This is a genomic window from Streptomyces sp. NPDC052079 (genome assembly GCF_040680275.1).
In the GTDB taxonomy this organism is placed as follows: domain Bacteria; phylum Actinomycetota; class Actinomycetes; order Streptomycetales; family Streptomycetaceae; genus Streptomyces.
Genome location: NZ_JBFAWL010000006.1, coordinates 93997 through 111019 on the forward strand (window position 1 = coordinate 93997; position 17023 = coordinate 111019).

A 17023-nucleotide genomic window follows, 5' to 3' on the forward strand; every position below is an offset into this window, starting at 1 on the left:
CCCGTCCGGCGCTGTCGTGTACGTGCCCGCGCACCCGCATGACCGGCGTATTCTCGGCGGTCTCCTCACGGTGCGATCCGCCACATCGTGATGAGACCCTCGCCACGTTGCGACATTCGCACGTTCGTCCAACTTGTACGGCCGATATGTTGGTAATTTCATGTGCAGTGTGATGCTCATGAAACGGGGGGAGCGGGGAACCAGGCCTGACGTGGCCGTGGTCCCCGGTTCTCGTACTGTCGTGCGGTTGCTGAGCCGCCCGCGCGATGTGCGGAGGGAGGGACGGGCATGGCCCGGGTCGGTCGGGGGGACGGACGCAAGGACGAGGAGCGGAGTGACGATGCGTCGCCGCCGCTTCGTCCTGATGTGACGGTGCAGCTGCGCGTCGACCAACTGCGCGCACCCGCCGACGAGACCATGCAACTGCGGGTGCCCGAGGGGGGCATACCGGAGGAAGGCATACCCGAGCGGAAGCCGTCCGAGGCTCCCCGCTCCCGCAAGGCGCCCCGCCGGTCCGCCTTCTCCCATCTGGCGGCACGGCTGGAGCCCGTGATCGCTCCCGTGGCCGCCCGGCTGGAGCCCGTGGTCGCTCCCCTGGCCGCCCGGCTCGGCCCCTACGCACGTCGGCTGCGTCCGCACTATCCGAGGCCGGGGCGCACCGGGTGGCGCCGCTGGGTCCCCTCCCGGCGCCAGACGCTCGCGGGCTTCCTGGCGTCGCTGGGGCTGAGCACCCTCTTCATCGTGGTCGCCTATGCCGCCACCGACATCCCGGATGACCTCAACACCCACGCCACCCAGCAGGACAACGTCTACTTCTGGTCCGACGGCACCCCGCTGGCCCGTACCGGATGGGTGCAACGGCAGGCCATGCCGCTGGAGGAGATCCCCGAGCATGTGCGCTGGGCCGTGCTCGCCGCCGAGAACGACAGCTTCTACAGCGATCCGGGCATCTCGGCGAAGGGCATCACCCGCGCCTTCCTGCGCACCTTCGGCCAGGGCGACACCCAGGGCGGCTCCACCATCACCCAGCAGTATGTGAAGAACGTCTACCTCAACCAGGACCGCACGCTCGGCCGCAAGTTCGAGGAGGCGATGATCGCGCTCAAGCTCGACAACGAGATGAGCAAGGACGAGATCCTGGAGGGCTATCTCAACACCAGCTGGTTCGGCCGCGGCACCTACGGCATCCAGCGCGCCGCACAGGCCTACTACGGCAAGGAGGTCCGGGAACTCAATGTGAGCGAGGCCGCGTTCCTCGCCTCCCTGCTCAAGGGCGCCGGCCTGTACGACCCCACGCTGAGCCAGGCCAATCGTGACCGGGCGGTGGAACGCTGGACCTGGAACCTCGACCGGATGGTGAAGCTCGGGAAGCTGTCGTCCGAGGAGCGCGCCAAGTACCGCGAGTTCCCCGACCCGTTGAAGCGCAATCCGCTGTACGCGACCGGTGAGCAGAGCGACTACCTGGTGGAACTCGCCGCCCAGTACGTCAAGAAGACCGCGAACATCTCGGAACGGGACTTCGACCTCGGCGGCTACCAGATCTACACGACGTTCGACAAGAAGCGCGAGGACCTTCTCACCAAGGCGGTGGAGAAGGCACGGGACAAGAACCGCAAGGACCACCCCAAGGCGGCCGCGGACGCTCACTACGGAGCCGCCACCGTCGCCGCCGACGGCAGGATCCTCGCCGTCCACGGTGGCCCCGATCACCGCAAGCAGGGCTACAACGAGTCCAACGCGACCACCGTGCCCGCGGGTTCGGCGTTCCAGCCGTTCGTGTACGCGGCGGCTCTCGAGCACGGTGTGCGCACCAGCCGGGAGGGCAAGCCCACACCGGTGAGCGGTGAGACGCTCTACAACGGCGACGACCGGGTCCCCGTCACCACGCCCGAGGGCCCGTACTGGGACCGCGGCGGCCGCAAGGTGCTCACGCGCAACGACGGCGGCAAGTCCTACGGCCGTATCTCGCTGCACCGGGCGCTGGCGCTGTCCGTCAACGCCCCGTTCCTGCAACTGGGCATGGACACCGGGCTGGCCACGGTGCGCAGCACCGCGGTGGCCGCGGGGTTGCTGCCCTCCAGCTTCGGGGCGCAGGTGCCCTCGCTGGCGGCCGGCAGCGCCAGACCCAGCGCCATCCGGATGGCCAGCGGCTACGCCACGTTCGTCGCCGACGGGGTGCACACCGAGCCGTACTCGGTGCGGAAGATCACCCGTGGGGGCCACGCGATCCCGCTGTCCCGGCCCTCGGAGCGCCGTGCGGTGGGCGCCGGCACCGCACGAGAGATCCAGGCCGCTCTGGCCGAGGGCCATCGCGTCGCCCACCCGGGCGGCCCGGCCGAGGCGGCGGGCAAGGTGGGAACGACCGAGGACGACACCGCCGCCTGGTACGTCGGCAACCTGGGCAAGGAGAGCACCGCCGTGGTCGTGTACCGCATCGACCTGGCCGAGAGCCTCGAGCCGCTGCCGCTCAAGGGCTTGGGCGGCAAACCGGCGGGGAGTGTCCCGTACCGCATCTGGTCGCAAGCCCTGGGGATCGGTGACTGAGTCACCGGTACCGCCACCCGCCTCCCCGCCAGCCAGCAACTCCCCCGTCTCACAGAGGTCGAGCCATAGATGAAGCAGCCGTCGGGCCGCCGCCGCAAAACCAAAGAACCCCGCCGTCCCGCCCGCCCACACGTCCTCGGCATGACGGCGGTCCTCGTCGTCGCCTCCCTCGTGATCGCCTATCTGACGCTCTCCGGCCGGGACAGCACCGCGCCCACCGGGTCCGCCCAGGCCGAGGGACCGAAGCGGCCGGAGCAGCGGGCGACCGAGGAGCCGGAGTGGGACGGCAAGGTCAGAGTGATCGGTGACGGATCGACCTCCTACACGGGCCCCCAGAAGAAGCGGCTCAAGCCGCAGCGGCTCGAACCAGGGCAGAAGCCGCCCCAGTTCGTGGTCTTCTCCTGGGACGGTGCGCTCCAGGGGGACGACGGCCTGTTCTCCCACTTCCGCCAGACGGCCGAGCAGTACGACGCGCACATGACCTTCTTCCTCACGGGCATCTACCTGGTGCCCAAGAGCAAGCGGGATCTCTACGAACCGCCGAAACACCCCGCCGGCGCCGCGGCGATCAGCTTCCCCACCGACGAGCACATCCGCACCACCCTGACCGAGCTGTCCGCGGCCTGGAAGGACGGCCATGAGGTAGGCACCCACTTCAACGGTCACTTCTGCGGGAGCAAGGGCGGTGGCGACTGGAGCGTCGAGGAGTGGAAGAGCGAGACCGACCAGTTCTACGACTTTGTGAAGACGTGGAAGACCAACACCGGCTTCACCGATATGGACCCCCTGCCGTTCGACATCGAGAGGGAGGTCGTCGGCGGCCGTGCCCCGTGCCTGGAGGGACAGGCCAATCTGCTGAAGGCGGCCAAGCACTACAAATGGCGCTACGACGCCAGCTCCGCCGGTGACTTCCAGATATGGCCGCGGAAGAAGGACGGCATCTGGGACTTCCCGCTGCAGATGCTCCCCTACGAGGGCGGCAAGTACCAGGGGCTGTCCATGGACTTCAACTTCCTCTACAACCAGTCCGACGGGGAGACCGAAGGCGACCCGGCGCAGTACCCGCGGTGGCAGCAGGAGACGGTCAACACGTACATGAACGGGTTCAACCGGGTCTACTACGGAAGCCGGGCGCCCCTGTTCATCGGCAACCACTTCGAGGAATGGAACGGCGGTATCTATATGAAGGCCGTCGAAGAGGTCATCAAGCGGGTCTGCACCAAAAAGGACGTCAAGTGTGTGTCGTTCAGGGAGCTCGCGGACTGGATGGACGCACAGGACCCGGCCGTTCTGCAGCGGCTGAGGACCCTGGACCCGGCGCAGTCCCCGGACTGGTCCACGGTCGTCAAGTGACCCCAACGGCCGTCGCATCCGCGCGGAGGTGACGGTCGGGTAACTTCCGCGCGGGCGAGGCACCCACCCCCTTAACAGCACTCACACACGTCATGCGAGACTCCGCTCGACCCGGCAAACCCCCGCCGGGAAGAGGGGAGTTCCAGTGAGATCAAGAAAGCTGCGCGGCACCCGACGCCGCGCGACCGTGATCACGGCTGCGGCCGTCTCGGTCGTCGCGGGGGCGGCGATGCTTCCCGTGTGGAGCGCCGGCGCCTCCACCTCCACCGAGCCGGAGGTGGACGCCAGGACGAAGGCCACGTTCCAGCGGCTGGCGGACGCGGTCTTCACCGACCGCACCGACGCCCTGGTCGACAGGCCGGGCAAGAGGAAGCAGATATCCAACGGCTTCTCCGGCCGGGTCGCGCTGTCCTCCGGGACGGCCCGGGACGAGGACAAGGCGCTGGACCGGCTCACCACCCGCCGGGAACGGCTCGCGCGGCACGGGGAGAAGTACAGCGACGCCCGCACCACGGTCACCCTCGACCGTACCCGGGTGGACGGCCGCAAGGCCGTCGTCATGGTCACCGAGACCACGACGCTGACGTACGACAGGGTCCGCGGGGACGAGCCCAGGACGACCGGCTTCCAGGCCCGCCACCGGCTCACCTTCCGCGCCGACCAGCGGGGCAACTGGCGCCTGACCGACATCCGCGAGAGCGACGACGACCAGCTCGCCGTCAACCAGCCGGTCACGCCGATGGTCGCGTCCTCGCCGAGCCCCAGTCCGTCCGCCGCGGCTGCCGCCAACACCACGCCGTCGGCGCCGAGGGCGGCCATCACACGCCCCGCACCATCCGCCCCGAAGACGCTCACGGGGGGCGCGTACGACTACAAGGCGATGGCCGCGTACGCGGAGAAGTACTGGCGCGACTACAACCCGGACTACCCGAGCTTCGACGGGCAGGGTGCGGGGGGCGACTGCACCAACTTCGTCAGCCAGTCCCTGAAGGCGGGCGGCTGGAAGCACGTGCCCGGCTATGTGTACGACTACACCCGCTGGTTCGGCAATGCCGAGATCCAGTCGCACTCGTTCGTGGGGGTCAACGAGTGGTCGTGGTTCGCGCAGAACTCCCAGCGCGTCACCAGCCTCGCCAACGTGTACCAGATGGACGTCGGTGATGTGCTGCAGGTCGACTTCGACGGGGACGGGTCCAAGGACCACACGATGGTCGTGACGTACCGCAGCGCCCAGGGAGTGCCGTATCTGACCTACCACTCCACCAACACGCTGCGCCGGTCGGTCTCGAGCATCATCGCCTCGTACCCGAACGCCGCGTACTACGCGTACCGCACCTGAGCGGTGGCGCACGAACGGGGGATCACAGGCGGGCGGACTTGAGGGCCATGTGCAGCAGCAGGCGGTCCTCGCCGTCGTCCAGGTCCAGTCCCGTCAGCTGCTCGATACGGGACAGCCGGTAGTACAGCGTCTGGCGGTGGATGCCCAGCTCGGCGGCCGTGCGGCCGGCCTGTCCCGCGCAGTCGAGGTAGACCTCCGCGGTATGCGCGAGCTCATGGTGGGCGGGGGAGAGCAACGGGCGGACCACGGGGTCATGGACCGCCTGCGCCGGCAGCGCCGTGAGCAGGCGGTAGGGGCCGATCGACGCCCACTCGGTGACGGGGCCCAGCCGGGGTTCGGCCAGTGCCGCCCGGGCGGCGGCCGACGCCTCCGTCCAGGCGCTGCCCACCTGGGCCAGACCCGTGCGGGGCACGGCGATCCCGGCCGCCACCGGCACACAGACGCCGCCCTCCCCGCTCTCCCGCACCCGCTCCAGCAGCCGGCCGGCCGCCGTCCTCGCCGGGGTCAGCACATCGCTGGAGCGGAGCCGCAGCAGCAGGGCCAGACACAGGGCCGTCGCACCCCACGGCAGGGTGCACAGCGCCGTCGCCCCCGGGATCGTCCGCACCGACGGGGCGTCGTCGGGGTCGTCGGACGGCCAGGGGACGGCACACACCATCGTGTGCAGGCCCTCCGCGCGGCTGCCCAGGGCGGTGCGCAGCTCGGCGACGGCCATCTCCCGCTGCCAGTCGTGCTCCGCGGTGAGCACCGCACGCAGTTCCCGGGTGAGGTCGGCGCCGTGCTGGGCCTCGTCCGCGAGCAGCGCACCGATCCGTGCCGTCACCCGCATGGCCGCGTCCAGTTGCTGCCGTGAGGGGCCCGGGTCGTAGTCCAGCAGCCAGACGTAACCGAGGACGACACCCCGATGGCGTACCGGCAGGCAGATGCGCCCCCGGTGCACGCCCGCCTCAGGAGTGCGGGGGATGCGCACCGGGCCGGTCGCGCGGGTGATCCCGAAGCCCTCGAACCAGGTGCGGACGGCGGCCGTCGAACGGCGGGTCAGGATCGAGCGGGTGCGCACCGGGTCCAGCGCGGACGGGTCCAGGTCGCCCTCGCTGTCGTAGGCCCCGAAGGCGATCAGCTCGAAATCGCGGTTCTCCAGGGTCGCCGGAGCGCCCAGCAGCTCCGAGATCTCGTCCACCAGCTCCTGGTAGTCATCCCTGTATTCCGACGTCACCCGGGCATTCTGCCGCAAAGTCCCGGGGCCTTCATACATCTGTCTGAGATCCGGCGCACGGATGCGTGACAGCTGTCGATGGCCCACGATCGGGGTCATCCTTAGGTTTCACGGTGGTTCTCCGTGCCGTACCCGAAAGGTCGGGTGACGGCCTCACGCAGCTTGTGGAGGTGCCCCGTGCTGGGTCCCGTGATTCTCGCCGCGTCGCGCAGCGACCGGATGCGACGTCTGATCTCGGCGGCCCCGGGGACCAAACAGGTCGTGGACCGCTTCATCCCCGGTGAGACCGTCGACGAGGTCCTGCCGATCATCCGGGAGCTCACCGGCCAGGGACTCGAACTCACCCTGGACGTCGTCGGCGAGGACATCACCACCCCCGAGCAGGCCGCCGCCGCCCGCGACGCCTACCTTGAGCTGATCGACCGGCTCGAGCCGCTGGAGCTCGGCGCCCGTGCCGAGATGTCGGTGAAGCTGTCGATGTTCGGCCAGGCCCTTCCCGGCGGCCACGAGCTGGCCCTCGCCAACGTCCGCCCCGTCGTCGAGGCCGCCGCCGCGATCGGCACGACGGTGACGCTGGACGCGGAGGACCACACCACCCTGGACTCGATGTTCGCCATCCACGAGGAGCTGCGGAAGGACGTCCCGCAGACGGGCTGCGTCATCCAGGCCTACCTCTTCCGCACCGAGGAGGACGCGCGTCGCCTCGCCGCCGCCGGCAGTCGCGTACGGTTGGTCAAGGGCGCCTACAAGGAGCCCGCCGAGGTCGCCTACCAGCGGAAGCACGAGATCGACAAGGCGTACGTGCGCATCCTGCGGACGCTGATGGAGGGCGACGGGTACCCGATGATCGGGTCTCATGACCCGCGTCTGATCTCCATCGCCCAGGAACTGGCCCGCACCGCCGGGCGAAAGCTCGACGAGTACGAGTTCCAGATGCTGTACGGCATCCGCAGCGACGAGCACCTGCGACTGGCCGCCGAGGGCCACCGCATGCGCGTCTATACGGCCTACGGCACCGACTGGTACGGCTACTTCATGCGCCGACTGGCTGAGAAGCCCGCGAACCTGCGGTTCTTCCTGCGGAGCGTGATGAGCCATGGCTGAGAAGACGGCATGCGCCGACCGGCGGAGACGCCGGCCAACCTCTGCTTCTGCGCCCGAAGCATGATCACCAAGGGCTGACACCACACCGCTCACCTAAGGAGTACGGAACCCATGGACGCTGTGACCCAGGTCCCCACCCCCGTCAACGAGCCGGTGCACGGCTACGCCCCCGGGACGCCCGAGCGTGCCCGGCTGGAGGCCAAGCTCAAGGAGCTGGCCGACAACCCGATCGAGCTCACCTGCACCATCGGCGGCGAGAAGCGGATGGGCGGCGGTGAGCGCTTCGACGTCGTGCAGCCGCACAACCACAAGGCGCGCCTGGGCACCTACGCCAACGCCACCCAGCAGGACGCCCGGGACGCCATCGACGCGGCCCTCGCCGCCGCGCCCGCGTGGCGCGCGATGTCCTTCGACGACCGCGCGGCGATCATCCTGCGCGCCGCCGAGCTGCTGGCCGGCCCCTGGCGCGAGACCATCGCCGCCTCCACCATGCTGGGCCAGTCCAAGACCGTCCAGCAGGCCGAGATCGACAGCCCCTGCGAGCTGGTCGACTTCTGGCGCTTCAACGTCCACTACGCACGCGGCATCCTCGCCGAGCAGCCCCCGGCCAACGCCCCGGGTGTCTGGAACCGTCTGGACCACCGCCCGCTCGAGGGCTTCGTCTACGCGATCACGCCGTTCAACTTCAGCGCCATCGCGGCCAACCTGCCCACCGCGCCCGCGCTGATGGGCAACGTGGTGGTTTGGAAGCCGTCCCCGACCCAGACCCACGCCGCCGTGCTGCTGATGCGGCTGCTGGAGGAGGCCGGTCTGCCCAAGGGCGTCATCAACCTCGTCACGGGCGACGGCATCGAGGTCTCCAAGGTGGCCCTCGAGCACCGCGACCTGGCGGGCATCCACTTCACCGGCTCGACCAAGACCTTCCAGCACCTGTGGAAGACGGTCGGCCAGAACATCGAGAAGTACCGCACCTACCCGCGTCTGGTCGGCGAGACCGGCGGCAAGGACTTCCTCGTCGCCCACCCGAGCGCCGACCCGGCCGTCCTCAGGACGGCGCTCACCCGCGGTGCCTTCGAGTACCAGGGCCAGAAGTGCTCGGCGACCTCCCGGGCGTACATCCCGGCGTCGATCTGGAACTCCGGTTTCAAGGAGGAGTTCGCGGCAGAGGTGGACGGCATCAAGATGGGTGACGTCACCGACCTGTCGAACTTCATCGGCGCCGTCATCGACGAGCGGGCCTTCGCCAAGAACAAGGCCGCCATCGACCGCGCCAAGGAGGACGCCTCCTGCACGATCGTCGCGGGCGGCTCCTACGACGACTCCGAGGGCTACTTCGTCCGTCCGACCGTCATCGAGTGCGGTGACCCGGAGAACGAGGTGTTCCGCACCGAGTACTTCGGCCCGATCCTCGCCGTGCACGTGTACGACGACGAGAAGTACGACGAGATGCTGACCCAGATGGAGTCGGTGTCGGACTACGCCCTGACCGGCTCGGTCATCGCGAACGATCGCGCGGCGGCGGCGTACACGATGGAGAAGCTGCGCTACGCGGCCGGCAACTTCTACATCAACGACAAGTCCACCGGTGCCGTCGTCGGCCAGCAGCCCTTCGGCGGCGGCCGTGCCTCCGGCACCAACGACAAGGCCGGTGCCCCGCAGAACCTGATGCGCTGGACGCTGACCCGCGCCATCAAGGAGACGCTGGTCCCGCCGACCGACTACACCTACCCGCACATGGGCTGACGCCCACCCCGACCCCGGACGGGCCAGGTCTCCCCCCCGACCTGGCCCGTCCGGTGTTTTCGCAGGTGGGAGCGGTGCGACCCGGTCCACCGTCTCAGATAGTAGGAAGTCCGAGTAATCGTGCAGACAGATGCACCCCGCTCCTCTAGCTTTGTAGGAGCCGAACGAATCGCTCGATCAAGCGAACGGCGGTCGTGAGCCGGGCCCCGTGCAGGCAACCCCTGCGGCCCGCGGCTTCCCGCCCCCACTCGGTGTCTCGCAACCCCTTTGTTTCCGCACTCCATGTACGCCGAAGGAGTCGATGACCCATGGCCGAGACGACCGTCCGCCGCCGCGTCCGTCACACCCCCCGCACGAGCGAATCCGACCGCAAGAACGCCGCGGCCGCCCTCCAGCGCGCCCTCGACCGCAGGGACAACGGCGGCTCGACCGGCCACTGATACGCCCACACGCCCACGGCGTCCGTATGCCGGACGCCATATGTCATTCCGTGGGACGAGGAGTAGGGTGCCCGCATGTCTCGCAGCCTCAATCTCGCAGTGATCCCCGGTGACGGCATCGGCCAGGAGGTCGTGGCCGAAGGCCTGAAGGTCCTCTCCGCCGTCCTTCCGCAGGATGTGAAGCTGGAGACCAAGGAGTACGACTTCGGCGCCAAGCGCTACCACGCGACGGGTGAGACCCTCACCGACGCCGACCTCGACCAGCTGAAGCGGCACGACGCCATCCTGCTCGGCGCCATCGGCGACCCGTCGGTCCCCTCCGGCGTGCTCGAGCGCGGCTTCCTGCTCAAGCTCCGCTTCGCCTTCGACCACCACGTCAACCTGCGGCCGAGCAAGCTCCTGCCCGGCGTGGCCACCCCGCTCGCGGGACAGCCGGAGATCGACTTCGTCGTGGTCCGCGAGGGCACCGAGGGTCCGTACACGGGCAACGGCGGCACCATCCGCAAGGGCACGCCGCACGAGGTGGCCACCGAGGTGTCCGTCAACACCGCCTTCGGTGTCGAGCGCGTGGTCCGTGACGCCTTCGCCCGTGCTCAGGCGCGGGCGCGCAAGAAGCTCACGCTGGTCCACAAGAACAACGTGCTGACCTTCGCCGGCCACCTGTGGACGAACATCTTCACCAAGGTGGCCGAGGAGTACCCCGAGGTCACCACCGACTACATCCACGTCGACGCCGCGACGATCTACCTCGTCACCGACCCGGCCCGCTTCGACGTGATCGTCACCGACAACCTCTTCGGCGACATCATCACCGACCTCGCCGCAGCCGTCTCCGGCGGCATCGGCGTCGCCGCGAGCGGGAACATCAACCCCTCCGGCGAGTTCCCGTCCATGTTCGAGCCCGTGCACGGCTCGGCCCCGGACATCGCCGGTCAGGGCAAGGCCGACCCCAGCGCCACGGTCCTGTCCGTCGCCCTCCTGCTGCGCCATCTCGGCCACGACGCCGAGGCGGCCCGTATCGAGGACGCCGTCTCCGCCGACCTCGCGGAGCGCGGCGGCCTGCCCGCCCGCAGCACCTCGGAGATCGGCGACGCGCTCGCCGCACGAGTAGCCGGCTGACCCGGCGCCCCCTCGACACCATTCGAAGCCGCCGGGTCGTATCCGCACCCGGCGGCTTCCCCCTGTCCCCGCCGGGTGCCACCATCGACCCACCGGGCCGCATTCACCCTGTTTCTTCCGCCGCAGCCTCCGGGCGATAATCGGACACGGAGCCGCGGAATGAGGGAATGCTCGGACGTCCTAGCACTGGCCACCGGCCGTACGGGCGTGTGCGCGGCCCGTCACTACAACCGGTGAAGGACAACCACTCATGACGACGCCCACGATCGAGCTCAAGCCCTCGGCACACCCGCTCTCGGACGCAGAGCGCGAGGCGATCCTGGCCAGCCCCGGATTCGGCCGCCACTTCACCGACCACATGGTGACGATCAAGTGGACCGAGGGCCGCGGCTGGCACGACGGCCAGCTCGTCCCGTACGCGCCGCTCTCCCTCGACCCGGCGACCACCGTGCTGCACTATGCGCAGGAGATCTTCGAGGGCCTGAAGGCCTACCGTCAGCCCGACGGCTCCGTCGCCACCTTCCGCCCCGAGAAGAACGCCGAGCGCTTCCAGCGGTCCGCCAGGCGGCTGGCCATGCCCGAACTGCCCGTCGAGACCTTCATCGAGGCGTGCGACGCGCTGGTCAACCAGGACAAGGCGTGGGTGCCGGCGCACGGCGGCGAGGAGTCCCTCTATCTGCGTCCGTTCATGATCGCGACCGAGGTCGGGCTGGGCGTGAAGCCCGCCAACGAGTACCTGTTCCTGGTCATCGCCTCGCCGGCCGGCGCCTACTTCCCGGGCGGGGTGAAGCCGGTCTCCATCTGGGTCTCCGAGGACCGGGTCCGCGCCGTCCCCGGCGGCATGGGCGACGCCAAGACCGGCGGCAACTACGCGGCCTCCCTGCTCGCCCAGGCCGAGGCCGCCGCCAAGGGGTGCGACCAGGTCTGCTACCTCGACGCCGTGGAGCACCGGTGGGTCGAGGAACTCGGCGGCATGAACCTGTACTTCGTGTACGGCGACAGGATCGTCACCCCCACGCTCACCGGCTCGATCCTGGAGGGCGTCACCCGCGACTCCCTGCTGACCGTGGCCCGCGACCTCGGCTATGAGGCGGTCGAGGAGCGGGTCTCCGCGGAGCAGTGGCAGCGCGACTCGGAGAACGGCAGTCTCACCGAGGTCTTCGCCTGCGGTACGGCGGCGGTCATCACCCCGGTCGGCACCGTGAAGCGGGAGGGTGCCCAGTGGCAGCAGGGCGGGGGCGAGCCGGGTGAGGTCACGCTGCGGCTGCGCCAGGCGCTGCTCGACATCCAGCGGGGTACGGCCGAGGACCGGCACGGCTGGATGCACCGGCTGGCGTAGGGCACCGGCGTCGGAGGGCCCGGGGGTTCCGCCCCCGGGCCCTCCTCCTTCGACGGCCGTCCGACTTTTGGAGCGACGTTCCATGTGACGGTCTGCTGGGCTGTCCGTCCATGGTTCCTCTCCATGAATGCCGGGTTTAGAGTGATGCTCTAATTCCGGGATGACAGGGAGGTGCCGCGTCGTGAGACTGACCCCCACGGAACGTGACCGGCTGCTGCTCTTCGGGGCCGCCGAGCTCGCCCGGGCCCGCCGGGCGAGGGGGCTCCGGCTGAACGTGCCCGAGGCGACGGCGCTGATCGCCGACACCGTGTGCGAGGCCGCCCGGGACGGCGCGCGCCTCGCCGAGGCCGTCGAGCGCGCCCGGTCGGTGCTCGGGCCCGACGACGTCCTGCCCGGGGTGGCGGACGTGGTCACCGAGGTGCACGTGGAGGCCGTCTTCGACGACGGCTCCCGGCTCGCGGTCGTCTCCGACCCGATCGGCGGCGGACTCGGGGAGCGGGCCCCGGGAGCGCTGCTGCCCGGACCGTGCCGGCACACCGAGCCGGAGCCGGTGGTGCGGCTGGCCGTGACCAACACCGCCACCGTGCCCGTCTCGGTGACTTCCCACTTCCACTTCTTCGAGGCCAACCCCCGCCTGGACTTCCGCCGCGCCGACGCCTACGGCATGCGGCTCGCCGTGCCCGCCGGCTCCTCCGTGCGCTTCGGGCCGGGCGAGACCCGCGAGGCCGGGCTGGTGCCGATCGGCGGTGCCCGGGTCGCCATCGGCTTCGCCGGACTGGTCGACGGCCCCCTGGACGCGCCGGGCGCCAAGGAGGAGGCGCTGCGGCGGGCCGCGGCCTGCGGATATCTCGGCGCCGCACCCGCGGAACCGGAAGGAGACGGACGATGAGCCGCTCCAAGGGCCGCGAGAGCGACGAGTCCCTCGCCATCGACCCCCACGCCTACGCCGCCACCCACGGCCCCCGCGCCGGCGACCGGCTCCGCCTGGGCGACTCGGGTCTCGTGATCCGCGTCGAGTCCGACGCGCAGCGCCACGGCGACGAGTTCCTGGCCGGCTTCGGCAAGACCGCCCGCGACGGGCTGCACCTCAAGGCCGCCGCCGTGCGCGAGACCTGTGACGTCGTCATCAGCAACGTGGTCGTGATCGACGCGGTCCTCGGGATACGGAAGGTGTCCATCGGGATCAGGGAGGGGCGGATCTGCTCGATCGGGCGGGCCGGCAACCCCGACACCCTGGACGGTGTGGACGTCGTGGTCGGCACGGGCACCTCGATCGTGTCCGGCGAGGGGCTGATCGCCACCGCCGGGGCCGTCGACACCCACGTCCATCTGCTGTCGCCGCGCATCATGGAGGCCTCCCTGGCCTCCGGGGTCACCACGATCATCGGACAGGAGTTCGGGCCGGTCTGGGGGGTCGGTGTCAACTCGCCCTGGGCGCTGCGGCACGCGTTCAACGCGTTCGACGCCTGGCCGGTCAACATAGGTTTCCTCGGCCGGGGTTCGTCGTCCCACGAGGCGCCGCTGATCGAGGCGCTCGCCGAGGGCGGGGCGTCCGGCTTCAAGGTGCACGAGGACATGGGCGCCCACACCCGTGCCCTGGACACCGCCCTCCGGGTCGCCGAGGAGCACGACGTCCAGGTCGCCCTGCACAGCGACGGACTGAACGAGTGCCTCTCGGTCGAGGACACCCTGAAGGTGCTGGAGGGCCGCACGATCCACGCCTTCCATATCGAGGGCTGCGGCGGCGGACACGTCCCCAACGTCCTGAAGATGGCCGGGGTGCCGAACGTCATCGGCTCCTCCACCAACCCCACCCTGCCCTTCGGCCGGGACGCGGTCGCCGAGCACTACGGCATGATCGTGTCCGTTCACGATCTGAAGACCGACCTGCCCGGCGACGCCGCCCTGGCCCGCGACCGCATCCGCGCCGGGACCATGGGCGCCGAGGACGTGCTGCACGACCTGGGCGCCATCGGCATCACCTCGTCCGACGCCCAGGGCATGGGCCGCGCGGGCGAGACCGTCCGCCGCACCTTCGCCCTGGCCGGGAAGATGAAGGCCGAGTCCGGCGCCCACGGGGACGACGACAACGAGCGGGTGCTGCGCTACATCGCCAAGCTCACCGTCAACCCGGCGATCGCCCACGGCCTCGCCCACGAGATCGGTTCGATCGAGACCGGCAAGCTCGCCGACATCGTGCTGTGGCGCCCGGAGTACTTCGGCGCCAAACCGCAACTGGTGCTCAAGGCCGGCTTCCCCGCGTACGGCGTGACAGGAGACCCCAACGCGGCGACCGACACCTGCGAACCGCTCGTCCTGGGGCCGCAGTTCGGGGCGTACGGCGCCACCCCCGCCGACCTCTCGGTCGCCTTCGTCTCCCGCGCGGCCGCCGAACAGGGTCACGACACGATGCCGACCCGGCGCCGCCGGGTCGCCGTCCGCGGCACCCGCGGCATCGGGCCCGCCGACCTGCGCCTCAACTCCCGTACCGGGGCCGTCGACGTCGACCCGCGCACCGGCCTCGTCACCCTCGACGGAGAACCGCTGCGTTCCCGGCCCGCCGACTCGGTCTCCCTCAACCGCCTCTACTTCCTCTGAGGACCCCCATGAACACGCCCGCATCCGACGGCTTCCGCATGCCCGCCGAGTGGACCCCGCACGAGCGCACCTGGATGGCCTGGCCCGGCCCCAACCCCACGTTCGCCGACCCCGGTGAACTGGCCGCCGCCCGCACCGCCTGGGCCTCGGTGGCCCGCGCGGTGCGCCGCTTCGAGCCGGTGACGGTGGTGTGCGGCACCGGGCAGGCGGCCGGGGCGCGGGCGCTCCTCGGCCCCGGCATCGACACCGTCGAACGGGATCTCGACGACGCCTGGATGCGGGACATCGGGCCCACCTTCCTGACCGACCGTGCGGGCCGGCTGGCCGCCGTCGACTGGACCTTCAACGGCTGGGGCGCCCAGGAGTGGGCCCGCTGGGAGCACGACGCGAAGATCGCCGCGCATGTCGCCGACCTCGCGGGGGCACGGACGTACGCCTCGCCGCTCGTCAACGAGGGCGGCGGAATCCATGTGGACGGCGAGGGCACGGTGCTGCTCACGGAGACGGTGCAACTCGGCCCCGAGCGGAACCCCGGCTGGTCCCGCGAGGAGGTCGAGCAGGAGATCCACGCCCACCTCGGCACCCGCAAGGCGATCTGGCTGCCACGCGGCCTCACCGGGGACTATCCCCCGCAAGGCTTCGGCACCCTCGGTCATGTGGACATCGTCGCCGCCTTCGCCCGTCCCGGTGTGGTCGTCGCCCATGTGCAGCCGGACCCGGCGCACCCCGACCACGAGATCACCAAGGAGATCGTCGGGCTGCTCGCCTCGCAGACGGACGCGCGGGGCCGCCGCCTCGAGGTCGTGGAGGTCCCCGCCCCGACCGTCCTTGAGGCGGACGGGCGCTGGGCCGACTACTCCTACATCAACCACTACCTCTGCAACGGCGGAGTGGTGCTGTGCGGCTTCGACGACCCCCGTGACGAGACCGCGGCCGGAATCTTCCGGCGGCTGTTCCCGGAGCGGACCGTGACGCTGGTGGACGCGCGGGCCGTGTTCGCCGGCGGCGGGGGCGTCCACTGCATCACCCAGCAGCAGCCGAAGGGGCTCGTCGGGAGGGAGGCCGCCCGGTGACCACCCGCCGCCGCACCCCGGCGCCGCCCCGCGAGGACGTCCTCGCCGCCGCCATGGCGATGATCGCCGAACGCGGCCTCGAACAGCTGACCATGGCCGCCCTCGGCCGTGACGTCGGCATGAGCAGCGGCCACTTGATCTACTACTTCCACTCCAAGGACGAACTGCTGCTGCGCACCCTGGAGTGGAGCGAGGGCCGCCTCGGCGCCGAACGGGCACGGCTGCTGGCCCGTTCGGCCCCCGCACGGGAACGTCTCGACGCCTACGTCGGTCTGTACGTCCCCGACGGCCATCGTGATCCGCACTGGACGCTGTGGCTGGAGGTCTGGAACCGCTCGAAGAACGCCGACGCCGACGCCCGCGACCGGCAGGCCGCCATCGAGGGCGCCTGGCACCGCGACCTCGTGGCGCTGCTGGCCGAGGGCATCTCCCGCGGCGAGTTCCGCCGCGTCGACGCCGACCGCCACGCGGCCCGGCTGCGCGCGCTGCTCGACGGCCTCTCCATCCAGGTCGCGATCGGCCTGCGCGGCACGGACCGGGCCCAAGTCCTCACCCACGCCCGGGAGTTCATCGCCGAAACACTCCTCGCGGACGCCTGAGCCGGGGCCCGGGCTCTAGTCGGAACGGCGGATCGACCACCCGGCCGGAGGTGCGATTGGCTCGGGGGAGCCCTCGGCGCGGGGCCGCAAGGGGACCGTCGAGCGGGTCAACGTCGGCCCGGACGGCGTGCAGGCGGACACCGGTGTCTACGACATCTACCTGCGCGACCGGCGCACCGGCCGCAGGGCGCGGATCAGCGTCGGCCTCGACGGGGGGTCGGCCTACCCGGGCGGCGCCGTCCGCTGACGGCCGGACGATCGCCTTCCAATACCGGGGCGACGACCTGGTCGGCCTCGCCGGTGCGTCCGCACAGCTCGTCCCCGATGACACCAACGGGCCGCGCGACGGCTTCGTCCGTCGCCTGCGGTGAACACGCACCGCCCGCATCCTGAGACGAAGCATGAGCACGGGGGTGACTTGTGTAAAACTTCCCCCCGTGCTCTCGTTCGCCACGATTATTGGCAGCAGGCGCGCCGGTCCGCAGTGACCGCACGTACGACACCGTACGGGCGGGCACCGTCGTCCTCGACCCGCGCGCAGACCTCTCGCACCCGC

Annotated in this window: 13 protein-coding genes; 12 read left to right on the plus strand and 1 reads right to left on the minus strand. The window is 70.5% G+C overall.

Annotation, left to right across the window (positions count from 1 at the left end):
• The first annotated feature begins 417 nt into the window (after positions 1-417).
• From AB0L56_RS12800 to AB0L56_RS12810, 3 genes are all read left to right on the plus strand, one after another.
• The gene (locus AB0L56_RS12800) at positions 418-2544 is read left to right on the plus strand and encodes a transglycosylase domain-containing protein (protein ID WP_365422622.1); all 2127 of its coding nucleotides are present in this window, start codon (positions 418-420) and stop codon (positions 2542-2544) included.
• A gap of 69 nt (positions 2545-2613) precedes the next feature.
• Positions 2614-3897, plus strand: coding sequence for a hypothetical protein (locus AB0L56_RS12805; protein WP_365422286.1), 1284 nt, complete (start codon positions 2614-2616; stop codon positions 3895-3897).
• 145 nt (positions 3898-4042) lie between these two features.
• On the plus strand, positions 4043-5236 hold the full coding sequence (locus tag AB0L56_RS12810; RefSeq protein WP_365422289.1) for an amidase domain-containing protein: 1194 nt from the start codon (positions 4043-4045) through the stop codon (positions 5234-5236).
• Positions 5237-5258: 22 nt separating this feature from the next.
• On the opposite strand, the gene AB0L56_RS12815 is transcribed toward AB0L56_RS12810, so the two are convergent.
• Positions 5259-6491 (minus strand): helix-turn-helix domain-containing protein, encoded by a 1233-nt coding sequence (locus AB0L56_RS12815; protein ID WP_365422291.1) that lies wholly within the window; start codon positions 6489-6491, stop codon positions 5259-5261.
• A gap of 138 nt (positions 6492-6629) precedes the next feature.
• On the opposite strand from AB0L56_RS12815, the gene AB0L56_RS12820 reads away from it, so the two are divergent.
• From AB0L56_RS12820 to AB0L56_RS12860, 9 genes are all read left to right on the plus strand, one after another.
• Complete coding sequence (locus AB0L56_RS12820; RefSeq protein ID WP_365422294.1) at positions 6630-7556, plus strand: proline dehydrogenase family protein; 927 nt, start codon at positions 6630-6632, stop codon at positions 7554-7556.
• A gap of 111 nt (positions 7557-7667) precedes the next feature.
• Positions 7668-9299 (plus strand): L-glutamate gamma-semialdehyde dehydrogenase, encoded by a 1632-nt coding sequence (gene pruA / locus AB0L56_RS12825; RefSeq protein ID WP_365422297.1) that lies wholly within the window; start codon positions 7668-7670, stop codon positions 9297-9299.
• Positions 9300-9607: 308 nt separating this feature from the next.
• Complete coding sequence (locus AB0L56_RS12830) at positions 9608-9739, plus strand: hypothetical protein (protein ID WP_106979167.1); 132 nt, start codon at positions 9608-9610, stop codon at positions 9737-9739.
• A gap of 75 nt (positions 9740-9814) precedes the next feature.
• Complete coding sequence (locus tag AB0L56_RS12835) at positions 9815-10858, plus strand: 3-isopropylmalate dehydrogenase (protein WP_365422300.1); 1044 nt, start codon at positions 9815-9817, stop codon at positions 10856-10858.
• A gap of 250 nt (positions 10859-11108) precedes the next feature.
• A complete protein-coding gene (locus tag AB0L56_RS12840) occupies positions 11109-12197 on the plus strand; it encodes a branched-chain amino acid aminotransferase (RefSeq protein ID WP_365422303.1) in 1089 nt (362 codons plus the stop codon).
• Positions 12198-12378: 181 nt separating this feature from the next.
• Positions 12379-13086: an urease subunit gamma gene (gene ureA / locus AB0L56_RS12845; RefSeq protein WP_365422306.1), complete on the plus strand. Its 708-nt coding sequence runs from the start codon at positions 12379-12381 to the stop codon at positions 13084-13086.
• Positions 13083-14795: an urease subunit alpha gene (locus tag AB0L56_RS12850; RefSeq protein ID WP_365422309.1), complete on the plus strand. Its 1713-nt coding sequence runs from the start codon at positions 13083-13085 to the stop codon at positions 14793-14795. The genes ureA and AB0L56_RS12850 overlap by 4 nt, the downstream gene beginning before the upstream one ends.
• An 8-nt stretch (positions 14796-14803) precedes the next feature.
• Complete coding sequence (locus AB0L56_RS12855) at positions 14804-15868, plus strand: agmatine deiminase family protein (protein ID WP_365422312.1); 1065 nt, start codon at positions 14804-14806, stop codon at positions 15866-15868.
• Positions 15869-15921: 53 nt separating this feature from the next.
• Positions 15922-16467 carry a TetR/AcrR family transcriptional regulator gene (locus tag AB0L56_RS12860; protein WP_361025026.1) on the plus strand — a complete coding sequence of 182 codons (546 nt, stop codon included), beginning with the start codon at positions 15922-15924 and terminating at the stop codon, positions 16465-16467.
• Positions 16468-17023 lie beyond the last annotated feature (556 nt).

Excerpts from the sequence above, each read along its gene's own strand:
- AB0L56_RS12800 (WP_365422622.1), top strand. The coding sequence starts at position 418 with ATGCAACTGCGGGTGCCCGAGGGGGGCATACCGGAGGAAGGCATACCC.
- AB0L56_RS12805 (WP_365422286.1), top strand. The coding sequence starts at position 2,614 with ATGAAGCAGCCGTCGGGCCGCCGCCGCAAAACCAAAGAACCCCGCCGT.
- AB0L56_RS12815 (WP_365422291.1), bottom strand. The coding sequence starts at position 6,491 with ATGTATGAAGGCCCCGGGACTTTGCGGCAGAATGCCCGGGTGACGTCG.
- pruA (WP_365422297.1), top strand. The coding sequence starts at position 7,668 with ATGGACGCTGTGACCCAGGTCCCCACCCCCGTCAACGAGCCGGTGCAC.
- AB0L56_RS12830 (WP_106979167.1), top strand. The coding sequence starts at position 9,608 with ATGGCCGAGACGACCGTCCGCCGCCGCGTCCGTCACACCCCCCGCACG.
- AB0L56_RS12835 (WP_365422300.1), top strand. The coding sequence starts at position 9,815 with ATGTCTCGCAGCCTCAATCTCGCAGTGATCCCCGGTGACGGCATCGGC.
- AB0L56_RS12840 (WP_365422303.1), top strand. The coding sequence starts at position 11,109 with ATGACGACGCCCACGATCGAGCTCAAGCCCTCGGCACACCCGCTCTCG.
- AB0L56_RS12850 (WP_365422309.1), top strand. The coding sequence starts at position 13,083 with ATGAGCCGCTCCAAGGGCCGCGAGAGCGACGAGTCCCTCGCCATCGAC.
- AB0L56_RS12855 (WP_365422312.1), top strand. The coding sequence starts at position 14,804 with ATGAACACGCCCGCATCCGACGGCTTCCGCATGCCCGCCGAGTGGACC.
- AB0L56_RS12860 (WP_361025026.1), top strand. The coding sequence starts at position 15,922 with ATGGCGATGATCGCCGAACGCGGCCTCGAACAGCTGACCATGGCCGCC.